13 protein-coding genes and 1 pseudogene are annotated in these 13,638 nt (G+C 62.4%); 6 read left to right on the forward strand and 8 right to left on the reverse strand.

Translation table 11 applies throughout. The features are described 5' to 3' along the window. The first annotated feature begins 1 nt into the window (after position 1). From VLA07_RS15505 to VLA07_RS15515, 3 genes and pseudogenes are all read left to right on the forward strand, one after another. Positions 2-1,186 (forward strand): GNAT family N-acetyltransferase, encoded by a 1,185-nt coding sequence (locus VLA07_RS15505; protein ID WP_333989622.1) that lies wholly within the window; start codon positions 2-4, stop codon positions 1,184-1,186. Beyond that, positions 1,158-1,949: a ChbG/HpnK family deacetylase gene (locus VLA07_RS15510; RefSeq protein ID WP_333989623.1), complete on the forward strand. Its 792-nt coding sequence runs from the start codon at positions 1,158-1,160 to the stop codon at positions 1,947-1,949. The genes VLA07_RS15505 and VLA07_RS15510 overlap by 29 nt, the downstream gene beginning before the upstream one ends. Next, a pseudogene (locus VLA07_RS15515) lies at positions 1,949-2,206 on the forward strand (N-acetyltransferase); the annotation flags it as partial. The gene VLA07_RS15510 and the pseudogene VLA07_RS15515, both read left to right, overlap by 1 nt. A 290-nt stretch (positions 2,207-2,496) precedes the next feature. Here VLA07_RS15515 and VLA07_RS15520 read toward each other — a convergent pair. Together VLA07_RS15520 and VLA07_RS15525 are read right to left on the reverse strand one after the other, a co-directional pair. Continuing rightward, entirely contained in the window at positions 2,497-3,303 is an 807-nt protein-coding gene (locus VLA07_RS15520) for a class I SAM-dependent methyltransferase (RefSeq protein WP_247268877.1), read from the reverse strand. A gap of 381 nt (positions 3,304-3,684) precedes the next feature. Continuing rightward, positions 3,685-4,572, reverse strand: coding sequence for a LysR family transcriptional regulator (locus VLA07_RS15525; protein ID WP_007961294.1), 888 nt, complete (start codon positions 4,570-4,572; stop codon positions 3,685-3,687). Between the two features lie 129 nt (positions 4,573-4,701). Between VLA07_RS15525 and VLA07_RS15530 the strand changes: the two genes are divergently transcribed. Next, positions 4,702-5,718 carry an alpha/beta hydrolase gene (locus VLA07_RS15530; RefSeq protein WP_247269504.1) on the forward strand — a complete coding sequence of 339 codons (1,017 nt, stop codon included), beginning with the start codon at positions 4,702-4,704 and terminating at the stop codon, positions 5,716-5,718. Between the two features lie 177 nt (positions 5,719-5,895). Next, a complete protein-coding gene (locus VLA07_RS15535; protein ID WP_333989624.1) occupies positions 5,896-7,323 on the forward strand; it encodes a mechanosensitive ion channel family protein in 1,428 nt (475 codons plus the stop codon). A 199-nt stretch (positions 7,324-7,522) separates the two neighbouring features. Here VLA07_RS15535 and ycaC read toward each other — a convergent pair whose 3' ends face one another. The 5 genes from ycaC to VLA07_RS15560 form a co-directional block, all read right to left on the reverse strand. Beyond that, positions 7,523-8,146, reverse strand: a complete 624-nt coding sequence (gene ycaC / locus VLA07_RS15540) for an isochorismate family cysteine hydrolase YcaC (protein WP_007961287.1) — start codon at positions 8,144-8,146, stop codon at positions 7,523-7,525. A 68-nt stretch (positions 8,147-8,214) separates the two neighbouring features. Then, a complete protein-coding gene (locus tag VLA07_RS15545; RefSeq protein WP_333989625.1) occupies positions 8,215-10,053 on the reverse strand; it encodes an amidohydrolase in 1,839 nt (612 codons plus the stop codon). A gap of 30 nt (positions 10,054-10,083) precedes the next feature. Continuing rightward, positions 10,084-10,710, reverse strand: a complete 627-nt coding sequence (locus VLA07_RS15550; RefSeq protein ID WP_095136682.1) for an antibiotic biosynthesis monooxygenase — start codon at positions 10,708-10,710, stop codon at positions 10,084-10,086. Continuing rightward, positions 10,703-11,119 carry a DoxX family protein gene (locus VLA07_RS15555; protein WP_098964597.1) on the reverse strand — a complete coding sequence of 139 codons (417 nt, stop codon included), beginning with the start codon at positions 11,117-11,119 and terminating at the stop codon, positions 10,703-10,705. Before VLA07_RS15555 ends, VLA07_RS15550 begins: the two co-directional genes overlap by 8 nt. Before the next feature lie 214 nt (positions 11,120-11,333). Next, positions 11,334-12,257 (reverse strand): LysR family transcriptional regulator, encoded by a 924-nt coding sequence (locus VLA07_RS15560; RefSeq protein WP_027611588.1) that lies wholly within the window; start codon positions 12,255-12,257, stop codon positions 11,334-11,336. A gap of 307 nt (positions 12,258-12,564) precedes the next feature. Between VLA07_RS15560 and VLA07_RS15565 the strand changes: the two genes are divergently transcribed. Then, on the forward strand, positions 12,565-13,020 hold the full coding sequence (locus VLA07_RS15565) for a helix-turn-helix domain-containing protein (protein ID WP_027611587.1): 456 nt from the start codon (positions 12,565-12,567) through the stop codon (positions 13,018-13,020). Positions 13,021-13,054: 34 nt separating this feature from the next. Here VLA07_RS15565 and VLA07_RS15570 read toward each other — a convergent pair whose 3' ends face one another. Continuing rightward, a complete protein-coding gene (locus VLA07_RS15570; RefSeq protein ID WP_027611586.1) occupies positions 13,055-13,624 on the reverse strand; it encodes a flavodoxin family protein in 570 nt (189 codons plus the stop codon). Positions 13,625-13,638 lie beyond the last annotated feature (14 nt).

A 13,638-nucleotide genomic window follows, 5' to 3' on the forward strand; every position in this document is an offset into this window, starting at 1 on the left:
CATGACGGCGCGATTCGAATGGCGCACTTCACTGTGCGCCGCCGACTTTCCGGCAGTCGCCTATGAAGCGCTGCGCCTGCAGGTGACGGATCACACGCCGTTCAACCACCTGGGCTGGTTGTGCGCGGCGGAGCAGGCACTGGGCGCGGGTGAGCGCCTGCACATCCTGCTCGGTTGGGAAGCGGACGAATTGCGCCTGTGCCTGCCGTTGGTAGCGGGCCGTGAGCGCTTTGTCGGCGTGCCGTTTCGTGTACTGCACCACTTGGGCTATCCGCTGGCGGACCGGCTGGCGCTGCTGTCATTGCTCAAGGGCGAAGACATGCGCGAAGCCTTGCACCTGATCCGCCGACAGCTGCCGCACGCCCTGCTGCAACTCAACGAATTGTCCGAGCCGGCGGGTGAGGAAAGCGCCCTGACCGAATGGATGGCCCACAGTTCTGCGGGCGAACGCCGCCTCAGTTGTCGCGTGCCGGTGCATCTGATCAGCGACGCGGATCACCAGGAGGTCTCCGGCGACCCGCGCTACAAGCTGCGGCGGGCGCGCAAACGGATTGCCGCGTGTGGCGCCCAGGTGCGGCGCATCAGCCCCGACGCGCTAAGCATGGGTCCGCTGTTGCGGGCGATCAGCGAAGTCGAAGCGGTGAGCTGGAAAGGTGACGAAGGCGTGGGGATCTTCGCCAGCGAGCGCAGTCGGCAATGGATCGAACGCGCCTTCACCGCCCTCGCCGGACAGGGCCTGGTGCGGGTGGTGACGCTGGAACTCAACGGGCGTTGCATCAGCTATCGCCTCGGCTTGCTGGAGCGGGGCCGACTCTACGATTACAACCTCGCGTTCCTGCCGCAATACGCCGATCTGGGCAGCGGCCGGGTGCTGCTGGAGGAATGGATTCGCTGGGGACTGGATGAGCACTGGCGCTGGATCGATGCCTCGCGGGTCAGTCTGGAAAACTCCAGCCACCAACTGCACGAACGCATGACCGGACAACTGGAACACTGGCGCTGGAGTTTCTATTCCTGGCGCCCCAGCGGGATGTTGCTGGGGCTGGGGTTGCGCCTCTGGCAGCGCTTGAAACCGACGGTGCAGCAATGGCGCGCGCGACGTGCGGCCAGACCGGCACCGGCGCCCACACCTGTCGTCATCACCACGGAGGGCGATCATGCCTCGCCAAGTCATAGTCAACGCTGACGATTTCGGTTTGAGCCCGAACGAAAACGCGACGATCTTCGCCGCGTTTCAGACCGGGGTCATCAGCTCGGCCACGGCCATGGCCAACATGCCGGCGTTCGAAGCAGCCTGCGCGATGGCCCGGCATCCGTCGCTGCAAGGTCGGGTCGGGTTGCATTTCAACCTGACCTACGGGCGGCCGCTGAGCACCTCGATCCTGCGCAGTCGCACCTTCTGCGATAGCCACGGCGTGTTCGACCTGAGCCTGCCACGGCACAGCCTGTGGCTCGGACGTGAGGATCGCGACGCGGTGCGTGAAGAGTTGCAGGCGCAGTGGCAGCGCTGTGTCGAACATGGCGTGCGACCTAGCCATATCGACTCGCATCAGCACGTACACAACATCTGGCCGATCGGCGAAATCGTCGCGCGCTTTGCCGCCCGGCAAGGCGTGCCGATTCGTCTGGCGCGCAATCTGGGGCAGAACCTCAGCCTGCCGAAACGCGTGTTCAAAGGCTTGCTCAACTGGCGCTTGCAGAGTCTGGCCGGAGCCGCGGCGGACTATGTGTGCACGCCGGTGGATCTGCGTAACGACCCCGCGCCGAGCGACGGCACGCTGGAAGTCGTTGCCCACCCGAATCAGCTTGGCAGCGATTTCGGTGATGCCTACCTCAACCCCGAAGAGTCCCTGAGCCACGTGCTGGAGCAGCGGCTGCCGGGTGTGCCACGGGTGTCCTATGCCGATTTGCACAAGGATTTTTTACGGGGTGCCGCGGCACTCGATTGATGGATGTACAAGTCGCCCTCTGGGAAGCCATGGCGGCTCAAGGCTGCGACAAAGTCATCGACGTCTGCGAAACCCACAACATCCTGGCGCTGAAACTGCACATCCGCATGGGCTACCACGAACAGGGCCGCGTCACTCACGTCTACGGCCTGTTCGGCCGCTGGCGCTTCTACCGCGAAAGCCGCTATGGCGGCTCACGCCTGGAACCCCTGCGCAAACCTGCGCGGCCGGTGGCGAGTGCGCCGGCGCAGGCGTGATTCAATCGTAAAAGCGCTGGCGGCCCTTTGGCCGCCATCGCGAGCAGGCTCGCTCCTACAGTGGATTTGTGTACGACACCATCTTCGAGCCATCGGCTATGTGGCACAGGCTTACTCGAGCATTCAGATGGGTCAAACGGGCGAAGTTGGTTCTGATTCTTTCAGCCAGACTTGAGATCTTGCCGACGCCTTCGCTGGCAAGCCAGCTCCCACAGGGCGTTGAGCAAGACCCAAAAACCTGTGGGAGTCTGGCTTGCCAGCGATGAGGCCGGTTGGAGCCATGGAAAGCTTCAGGCCTTGCTGGCGACCAGGGTGAAACACAGCGGCATCTGCGCTGGCTGATTCAGGTACTGGTCATACACCTCTTCGCGGTTCGAGTGCGCATACTCCTTGAAGTGCGCGATGTTCAGGCCGGCGGCGATGGCACCGCTGAAGATCGCGCCGAGGGTGTGTACGAACCAGTATGACTTGGCAGCCTGCTGCTCGACCTTGCCGACGTAGACGATCGGTTCTTCCTGCACGAATGGCTCGGCGCGGAAGTAGGAGCTGGTGAGGCGGTACGGGTCTTCGGCGTCGGGGTCGACCATTTCCAGAAACGGATGGGTTTCGTAGATCACCAGTTTGCCGCCCGGTTTGAGAGTCAGCGCGACATGGCGAAAGAACTCGCCGATGTCGGGCATCCAGTTCAGCACGCCGATGGTGATCAGCGCGACGTCGAAGCGGCTGTGCAGCGCAGCCGGCAGGTGATGGATATCGCTTTCGATGAATTCGGCTTTGTACGGCGAGCGCTGGTTCAACTCACGGGCCTGTTCGAGAAACGCCTCCGATTGATCGACGCCGACCACACTGCACGCACCGAGGGCGAACAGCGACAGGCTTTCGCGACCATTGTTGCAACCGAGTTGAATCAGCGCTTTGCCATCGACGCCGACCTGTTCCAGCAGACCGCGCAAGGTGTCATCGAGGCAGGAGAAATCAGCCTTTGATACGTCGTTCAACAGCGCTTGCCATTCCGCCGACTCACGGTGATGACGAGCAGAATCGTTCCACGCCTGTCGATTGCTGTCGATGGCGGTTTTATTGTCGGGCACTTCCATGGCGCACTCCGGGCGATGCTCGTGATTGAGCGGACCCGAGTCTAGAACAGCCCGATCAGTACGGTTGTTGCGACTTTGTAAGCCACATCGCCGTTCCACTGTGGGAGCGGGCTTGCTCGCGAAGGCGGTGAGTCAGGCAACGGAGATGTTGGCTGACAGAACGCTTTCGCGAGCAAGCCCGCTCCCACAGGGGGTAATGCGGCGGCTTCGTAGAGCTTTTTGCGACCGGGCCTCATCGCTGCAAAAAGCTCCCACAAGATTTGCACACGTCGCAAAACCTGTGGGAGCGAGCTTGCTCGCGAAGACGTCGGTCCGGCCAACATCTTCATCGACTGACACGACCTCTTCGCGAGCAAGCCCGCTCCCACACTTTTGGCGTGGTCACATCTGGTTCAGGCGTTCGCGCAGGAATTCGACCAGCGCCTGCACCGGGCGCGACGCCTGGCGATGTTGCGGGTACACCGCCGACAGGGTCAGCGGTTCAGGGCGGTAATCGTCGAGGACAGGTACCAGACGCCCGTCCTTCAGCGCCGCGCCGACAATGAACGTCGGCAGATAGGTAATCCCCATCCCCTGCACCGCCGCATCGCGCAACAGCTCGCCATTGTTCACCCGCATGCGTCCGGTGACATTGACCAGCAGCGGCTTGCCCTGCCCCGCATTGAAGCGCCATTGCACCGAACGACCATGGCCGTACGGCAGGCAGTCGTGGCTGTGCAGGTCTTCGGGATTGAGCGGCGTGCCGCGTTCGGCCAGATATGCCGGGCTGGCGCAGTACACCCGTTCGATGGCGGCGATGCGCCGCGCAATCAACGTCGAGTCCTCCAGCACACCAATGCGCAGCGCCAGATCATAACCTTCGCCAAGCAGGTCCACCGGGCGGTCGCTCAAATCCACCTCCACGGTGACATCGCGATAGCGCTGCAGAAACAGCGGCAGCAGACAGCCCAGATGCGCCACGGCAAACGACAGCGGTGCACTGACGCGAATGGTTCCGCGCGGCTCGGCAGTCTGCCCGGCGATGCCCTGCTCGACCTGTTCCACTTCGCCCAGCAGACGCAGCGCCGACTCGTAGTAGCTCTGGCCCAGTGGCGTGACGTCGAGGCGTCGGGTGGAACGGTTCAACAGCCGCACACCGAGGCGCTCTTCGAGCTGCATCAAACGGCGGCTGACGAACTGCTTGGACAGGCCCAACTGATCGGCCGCAGCAGTGAAACTGCCGGAGTCCATGACCTGGCAAAAAATACGCATGTCTTCGAACGGGTTCATTGTCACTCTCTGGTAGACAGTCAAACGCTTTATAGCCGCTTTTTCACTTTTCGACAGCTCATTAATCTGTGCTCACGGTTTGAAAACAGCCCGACACAACACCAATAACTTTCGAAAATGGAATTGAGCATGAACATCAAAAAGACCCTGACCGCATCCCTCCTCGCCCTGTCCATCGGTAACGCATTCGCCGCCGGCAGCTCGGGTGTCGAACACAACACCCAGGCGTTCCTCGAAGCCCTCGCCGCCGGCGGCGGCAAACCGCTGGAGCAACTCAGCCCGAAGGATGCCCGTGCGGTGCTGGCCGGTGCGCAAGCGTCGGTAAAGGTTGACCTGTCCGGGGTTGAAGTCAGCGACAAGGCAATCAAGGTCGATGGCCAGACGATTAACCTCAAAGTGGTGCGGCCGGCCAAGGTCAAAGGTGAATTGCCGGTGTTCATGTTCTTCCACGGCGGCGGTTGGGTGTTGGGCGATTACCCGACGCACCAGCGCCTGATTCGCGATCTGGTGGTCGGCTCTGGAGCGGTCGCGGTGTACGTCGATTACACGCCGTCGCCGGAAGCGCAGTATCCGACAGCGATCAACCAGGCCTACGCGGCGACCAAATGGGTGGCAGAGCATGGCAAGGACATTGGCGTCGACGGCAAGCGCCTGGCGGTGGCCGGCAACAGCGTCGGCGGCAACATGGCGGCGGTCGTGGCGCTGATGGCCAAAGAAAAGCAGAGCCCGGCCCTGCGCTTCCAACTGCTGATGTGGCCGGTGACCAACGCACAGTTCGACGACGGCTCGTACCAGCAATTCGCCGAGGGCCACTTCCTCACCAAGGGCATGATGCAATGGTTCTGGGACAACTACACCACCAACCCGGCCGAGCGCGCACAGATCCACGCCTCGCCACTGAACGCCAGTGCCGAGCAGCTCAAGGGCTTGCCCGCCGCGCTGGTGCAGACCGCCGAGTTCGACGTGTTGCGTGATGAAGGCGAAGGCTATGCGCGGCATCTGGATGCGGCCGGTGTGCCGGTGACGTCGGTGCGTTACAACGGGATGATTCATGACTTTGGCTTGCTCAACCCACTGAGCCAGATTCCCGAAGTGAAAGCGGCCGTGCGCCAGGCCGCGGCTGAGCTGAAGACGCATCTGAACTGAGACCCCCTCACTCGCCACACCTGACGGTGTGGCGAGTTTTTTGCCTGACCACATTCTGTGGCGAGGGAGCTTGCTCCCGCTGGGCTGCGCAGCGGCCCCAAGGTTGTGTGAGCGCTGCGCACTCAAGCGGGAGCAAGCTCCCTCGCCACAACAGCGCTCATCATCGTGGAGCACATCATGTCCATCCTCCTCACCCATCCACTGTCCTGGAGCGCCGCCCTGCTGCTGCTCGATGCGCTGCTCTGGCACCTCGCCCCGTTCAAGCATCGCGCACCGAGAGTCGGCATTCGCCTGGCGCTGTTTCTGGCGTTCAGCGCATTGATCATCAACGCCGAGATCAGCCCGTTGCAGGCGCCGCTGTTCGCCGATGACCGGGTGATGCAACTGGGCGCAACGGCGTTGGGGATTGTCTGGTGGCTGTACGCCGCGCGGGTGCTCACCGAGGTGATCGGTCTGGCACTGATGCGGCGCATCGGCCACAGCGGTCGGCTGTTGCAGGACGTGATCGGCGCGCTGGTGTTTCTGGCGGCGATCGTCGCGGCCGCCGGCTATGTGCTGGAACTGCCGGTCAAAGGTTTGCTGGCGACTTCCGGGGTGGTGGCGATCGTCGTCGGTCTGGCGTTGCAAAGCACCTTGAGCGACGTGTTCTCGGGGATCGTGCTCAACACCACCAAGCCGTATCAGGTCGACGATTTCGTGGTGATCGACGGCGTCGAGGGCAAGGTCATCGACATCGACTGGCGCGCCACGCATCTGTTGACCAGCACCGGAACCCTGGCCGTGGTGCCGAACTCGGTGGCGGCCAAGGCGAAGATCGTCAATCTCAGTCGCCCGACCAACCTGCACGGGGTGTCGATCAGCATCAAGGTGCCGAATCACATTCGCCCGCGGCGGGTGCTCGACGCCCTCGACCGCACGCTGCAAGGCAGCAGCAGTCTGCTGCTCAATCCGCCGCCCAAAGCCGTGTTGAAAGAGGCCGGTGAGGAGATGTCGGAGTACGTCGCCAGCGGCTTCATCAGTGAACTGAGCAAGAAAGGCGAGGTGCGCAATCAACTGTTCGACCTCGCCCATCGGCATCTCGAAGCCGCAGGAATTTCCCGGCACCCCGATGGCGTGATCGAGCCCTCGACCCGCGCCCGGGCGTTGCTCGATGAAGTGAAAGTTTTCCGCTCGCTGAGCCATGAGGAACGTGATCGCCTCGCCGAATCGATGGTCGCGCAGCAATACGCGGCCGGTCAGGTGGTGCTGGGGCTGGATGAAGTGCCCGACAGTCTGTTTGTCATCGCCACTGGTGTGGTCAGTGCGACCGTGCCCGATGGCAACGGCCAGACCGAAGCCGGACGCATGGGGCCGAGTGAGGTCATGGGCGAACAGAGCATCCTCGCCGATACCCCGTCGCAAGCCACGTTCACCGCGCTGACGTCGAGCATCATCTATCGCCTCGACAAAGCGCTGACCCGCCAATGCATGGAGCAGCGCAGCGAAGTCGGCCAGGCGCTGAACAAATTGCAGGCGGTGCGACAGCAGAACAGCCGGCTGGCGTTGATGGCCAAACCGGTGGCGGTGCGCAAGGGTGGGTTTCTCGGCTGGTTGCAAAAGCGCTAGCCCTGACAAACAGGTGGACGCCATACCTTGTGGCGAGGGAGCTTGCTCCCGCTTGAGTGCGCAGCGCTCACAGATTTCGGGGACTGCTGCGCAGACCAGCGGGAGCAAGCTCCCTCGCCACAGGAGGTGGTGGGTTGCGCCTCTTTTTTACTGCACATGAAAATGCCCGCAATCAAGCGGGCACTTTCAGTTCAAGCAATCACTTGGCCGTGAACTTGGTGTAGCTGTTGATCAGGTTGCGGTAGTTCGGCAGGCGTTCGGACAGCAGATGCGCCAGACCTTCCATGTCGTTGCGCCAGTCACCTTGCAGCTCGCACGCCACCGAGAACCAGTTCAGCAGGTGTGCACCGGCGGCCGACATGCGCGCCCACGCGGCTTGTTGCACGGTGGTGTTGAAGGTGCCGGAAGAATCGGTGACCACGAACACTTCGAAACCTTCAGCAATGGCCGACAGGGTCGGGAATGCTACGCAGACGTCCGTCACCACACCAGCGATGATCAGTTGCTTGCGGCCGGTGGCCTTGATCGCTTTGACGAAGTCTTCGTTGTCCCAGGCATTGATCTGGCCAGGGCGCTGAATGAACGGTGCATCGGGGAATTGCTCGCGCAGCTCAGGCACGATCGGGCCGTTCGGGCCCGCATCGAAACTGGTGGTGAGAATGGTCGGCAGCTTGAAGAACTTGGCGATGTCGCCCAGCGCCAGCACGTTGTTCTTGAACTCGTTAGGGGTGAAATCCTGTACCAGCGAGATCAGACCGGTCTGGTGGTCGACCAGCAGCACGACCGCATCATCTTTGTTCAGACGCTTGTAGGGAACGCTCATGGGAAACTCCTCGGTGGATGGTTGTTGCGTGAGGCGCCGACCGGTTGGCCGGCGCTTTTTTGTAGTAATCAGAAAGCGAAACAGGAACAGCCGAACGCGCCCCAGAAACCGGCAAAGTCGCTGACTGGTGCGTTCGACAGTCGGGCTTTTTCATGGCTGTGCGAGTGCACTGCGCAAGCACCGACGCACTGGTGCACTTGCGCCTGCAACGGCGAGTTCGGGCGCCAGTGGCCCGGCACCTTGACCACCGGCGACCAGTCCGGCAGCACGGGGATCGAGCGTGGGCCGAGGTCTTCGAAGTCGCCGGCGGCGTAGACGATCTTGCCGCCGACCACGGTCAGCACCGACTCGATCCACTTGATCGCTTCTTCCTCGACGTGGAAGAAGTCCGCGCTCAGCGCCGCCAGATCCGCCAGTTGCCCGACCTTGATCTGGCCCTTCTTGCCCTGTTCCGACGAGAACCAGGCGCTGCCGTGGGTGAACAGTTCCAGGGCGGTAGTGCGTGGCAGACCTTCTTCGTACAAGGCCAGACCGCCGACGGTGCGTCCGCTGACCATCCAGTACAGCGACGTCCACGGGTTGTAGCTGGAAACCCGCGTGGCGTCGGTGCCGGCGCCGACCGGCACGCCTTCGGCGAGCATGCGTTTGATCGGCGGCGTGGCTTCGGCGGCTTTCGCGCCGTAACGGTCGACGAAGTATTCGCCCTGGAACGCCATGCGATCCTGAATCGCAATGCCGCCGCCCAGCGCCCTCACCCGCTCAATGTTCTGCGGTGTGATGGTTTCGGCGTGGTCGAAGAACCACGGCAGACCGTTGAACGGAATATCGCGATTGACCTTCTCGAACACGTCGAGCATGCGGCTGATCGATTCGTTGTAAGTGGCGTGCAGACGGAACGGCCAGCGCTGCTCGACCAGATGGCGCACCACCGGTTCCAGCTCCTGCTCCATGGTCTGCGGCAGGTCCGGGCGCGGTTCGAGAAAGTCTTCGAAGTCGGCGGCGGAGAACACCAGCATCTCGCCAGCGCCGTTGTGCCGCAGGTAATCGTCGCCCTGGTGCAACTTGACGCTGCTGGTCCAGTTCTGGAAATCAGTCAGCTCTTCTTTGGGCTTCTGGGTGAACAGGTTGTAGGCGATGCGCACGGTCAACTGATCATCCTTGGCCAGTTGCTCGATCACCTGATAGTCATCTGGATAGTTCTGGAAACCACCGCCGGCATCGATCGCGCTGGTCAGGCCGAGGCGATTGAGTTCGCGCATGAACTGCCGGGTCGAGTTGACCTGATAGTCCAGCGGCAGCTTCGGCCCCTTGGCCAGCGTCGAGTACAGAATCATCGCATTGGGTTTTGCCACCAGCATGCCGGTCGGGTTGCCGTTGGCATCGCGCACGATCTCGCCACCCGGTGGGTTCGGCGTGTCGCGGGTGTAACCGGCAACGCGCAGTGCGGCGCGGTTGAGCAGCGCGCGGTCGTACAGGTGCAGGACGAATACCGGAGTGTCCGGTGCGGCCTGGTTGAGTTCCTCAAGAGTCGGCATGCGTTTTTCGGCGAACTGGAATTCGTTCCAGCCACCAACCACGCGCACCCATTGCGGAGTCGGCGTACGGTCGGCCTGCTCCTTGAGCATGCGCAGCGCATCGGCCAGCGACGGTACGCCTTCCCAACGCAGTTCGAGGTTGTAGTTGAGGCCGCCACGGATCAGGTGCAGGTGCGAGTCGTTGAGACCGGGGATCACGCAGCGCCCGTGCATGTCGATCACTTGCGTGGCCGAACCACGCAGGGCCATGGCCTGGGTGTCGTTGCCAACGACGACAAAGCGGCCGTCCTTGATCGCCACGGCACTGGCCAGCGGCTTGCTGCGGTCTACGGTATGAAATTGGCCATTGAACAGAATCAGATCGGCGTTCATCGCAGTTCCTTTCGAGTAGATGAATGGGTGTCAGCGTGACGGCTGTTTCGCCGGCTCGACGTGAGCATGGGCCTGACCGGCTTCCAGCCACGGCGCGAACAACCGGGTCACGCGGGGCATGAACACGTACACCACCGACAGGACGATGGTCAGGGTGATCAGGAACGTGGCGACCACGTAGTTGGAAAGCAGCGGATGCAGCTTGAGCAGCGGCCCCCAGATCAGCGGCACCAGCAGCGTGTGCGGCAGAATCACCAGCAGGGTGATCACCGCTTGCTTCCAGCGCGGCGGCGGCTTCGCGGCATCGGCCAGCGGCGCGAACCAGAATTCGTTGACCGGTGCGACTTCGGTCTGGTCGCCATCGGCGAGCATCGGCGCCGCTTCATCCACCAGCGCCTGACGCTGCGGCGACTCCAGCCACAGTTGCATGGCCTCGGTGGAGGAAAAGCGCAGGACGCAGGTGTAGGTGTCGAGACCGGCCAACTTGCCGCGCACCACGTCGACCCCGAGGTGACCGTCGCGCTGCCCGGCGACCCGGACGATGTTGCGCAACCACGCCTCGTATGGCTGTTCAAACCCGGCCTTGACCCGGTGCTTGACGATCAGGGTCACGGTTTCACCGACCCCCGGTGCTTTTGGACTCAGGGCTTCAGGCATAACGCAGCACTCCGGGCAGACGAACATTGAGCGCCAGGCGTCCCGGCCCGGCGATAAACACAGTGGCGAACAGGATCAACAGCAACCAGCCGAACTGCCCCTCGGCCACACTCCATTGCGGGTGCACGACCAGCAGCGCCACCAGCAGAACAAAAAGAATAGGCAAGCAGGCCAATCGCGCCAGCACCCCGGCGACGATCAGTAGAGGGCAAAGAACTTCAGCGAAAATCGCCAGGCAGAGTGTGAGGTGCGCGCCGAGGTGGAACGGATCTTCGATCTGCTGCAATTGCGCGTTGAAATCCAGCAGTTTGGGCAAACCGTGCACCCACAGCAGAAACAATCCGCCGCTGACCCGCAGAAACAGCAGACCGACATCCTGTGCCTGTTCATCGTGTTGTGATGCGCTCATGACCCTACCCTTAAATCCTTATCGGGTTGAATCATGCTCGGTGCGGGCGAGGGAAAATTGAATGGATGTGCTCTCTTTCAGGCGAGTCGGATTCCTGTGCGAGCGAGCCTGGTGCGGGCGGCGATCCGACAGCGGCGTCCGGTCAGCCAGCATCATTGTTGAATGACACACCGCTTTCGCGAGCAAGCCCGCTCCCACAGGGAAATTTGGCGCGTCAGGAATGCGGGATATCCAGCGGCGCCGCCATGAACTGGCTGATCCGCGAGCGCAGCCAGCGCTCGGCCGGGTCGTTGTCGTGCACCCCGCTCCAGGCCATCGACAGCTGTGCGGCGTCGATCGGGAACGGTGGATCTTCAGCGCGCAAGGCGCAGCCTTCGACCAGCGCACACGCGGCATAGTCCGGCACGGTAGCAATCATTTCAGTGCCGGCGAGCAACGCACGCAAACCGCTGAACTGCGGCACGCCGAGCACCACGCGCCGACGCCGGCCAACCTTGGCCAGGTCCAGGTCAATGTTGCCGCTCAGGTCGCCGGAGAACGACACCATTGCGTGCGGGCGCTCGCAGTATTCGTCCAGCGTCAGCGGCCCCGGGCGATCATCGCCGCGTAGCACTTTGCAGGGAATGTCGCGCAGTTTCTTGCGCTTGGCGTTGGCCGGCAGATCGGTGGTGTAACTGACCCCGACCGAGATTTCCCCGGACGCCAGCAGCGCCGGCATCAGCAGATAGTTGGCACGGCGTACCACCACAACGATGCCCGGTGCTTCCTGCTGAAGCTGTCGCAGCAGCGGCGGAAACAGACCGAACTCGGCGTCGTCCGACAGGCCGATGCGGAACACGTCGCAACTGCTCGCCGGGTCGAATTCCTTGGCCCGGCTGACCGCGCCGGAGATCACATCCATCGCCGGTTGCAGCTCCTGCAGAATCGCCAGCGCGCGGGCGGTCGGCTCCATGCTGCGACCGTTGCGCAGCAGCAAAGGATCATCGAACAGGTCGCGCAAACGACCCAGCGCCGCACTGACCGCCGGTTGGCCCATGAACAGTTTTTCGGCGACGCGGGTCAGGTTCTTTTCGAACATCAACGCTTCGAAAATCACCAGCAGGTTCATGTCGACGCGACGCAGATCGTTACGGTTCATGGGCTCGTGTTCCTTGCTTGAGAAGTCGTGTTCAGTCGGGTGCGATAGCGCCGTACTTTACTTGATCAACGGTACGCTGGCCGCACGTTTGTATGGGCCGTATTCCACCGGCAGCCATTGGAAGGTTTGTCGATGGCGGCGACTTGCAGCGATGTGCTGAGTTCAACGTTTTGCGGCGCAATTAACAACGTTTAACTCGTCAGTCTTCCGGCCCCGTCCAACAATGAAACCCTCTGCGAAACATTGTTTTTTTGACCAGAGGGAAACGTGCCGAGCGTGCGTTGCCCCCCCGACACGGACATTGGCCATGGCTCACTTACAACAAACAGTCGCCCTCGCCCCCTCCAGCGAATCCCGCACACCGCGCATCGGCGGCCTCAGTCCGCAACGCGAACGGCGGGCCAAACAGTTGATCCTCGACCGCCTGGGTGAAAGCCTGGAAGTCACCGAACTGGCAGAGGCCTGTTCGTTGTCACGCAGTCATTTTTCCCGGGCGTTCAAATGCAGTACCGGACTCTCGCCACAGGACTGGATCCGCACCCAGCGCATCGCTCGTGCCAAGCAGTTGATCCGGCTCACCCACTTGAGCCTGACGCAGATCAGCCTGGAATGTGGCTTCTGCGATCAGGCACATTTCTGCCATATCTTCACCCGTAGCGAAGGGATCAGCCCTTTCGCCTGGCGGTGTCGTGAGGTGCCGGGCATGAAGGCCGAAAAGCCACCAGCGTCGGCCGCGCCTGTCGGCATACGCCTGGCGGTCTAGACGCTGTCGCGCGCCAAGCTCATTTCCCTGCGCTTCATTGCTGCCTCAACCGCTGCGCCACTTGCGCCACCCGCTCGCCCAGGTGTGCCGCCGTGCGCCGGTCTTCGAGCGGCGGCGCCTGCTCGGGGGGCTGTTCGACATTGGATTGGGACATGGCCCCGAGCGCGCTGCCCAGACGATTCAACTGACCATCGAAGCAGCCCGCCACCGAGCGCGCCGGGAGCAGGTCGAGACCCACCCAGATCATCGAATGCTGCGCGGCGAACACCGCCATTTGCAGCAATGTATTGAGCTTGTCCCCGCACAGGCTTCCGGAATTGGTGAACCCGGCGGCAACCTTGTTGCGCCATGGTTTTGCCAGATAGAACGCCGCGCTGGCCTCCATGAAATGCTTGAAGCCCGCCGACGCGCTGCCCATGTAAGTCGGCGCACCGAAAATGATCGCGTCGGCGCGGTGCAACTCATCCCAATAGAACTCGACCTCTTCTACCGCCACCAACCGACAGGTACTGCCCAAGTGCCGTTCGACGCCCTGCGCCACGGCTTCTGCCATGACCCGTGTGTGGCCATAGCCGCTGTGATAGACCACCACCACGTTGCTCATTGCGCCGCCCTCCG

The sequence above is a fragment of the Pseudomonas sp. S3(2024) genome, from assembly GCF_036861315.1.
Classification (GTDB): domain Bacteria; phylum Pseudomonadota; class Gammaproteobacteria; order Pseudomonadales; family Pseudomonadaceae; genus Aquipseudomonas; species Aquipseudomonas putida_A.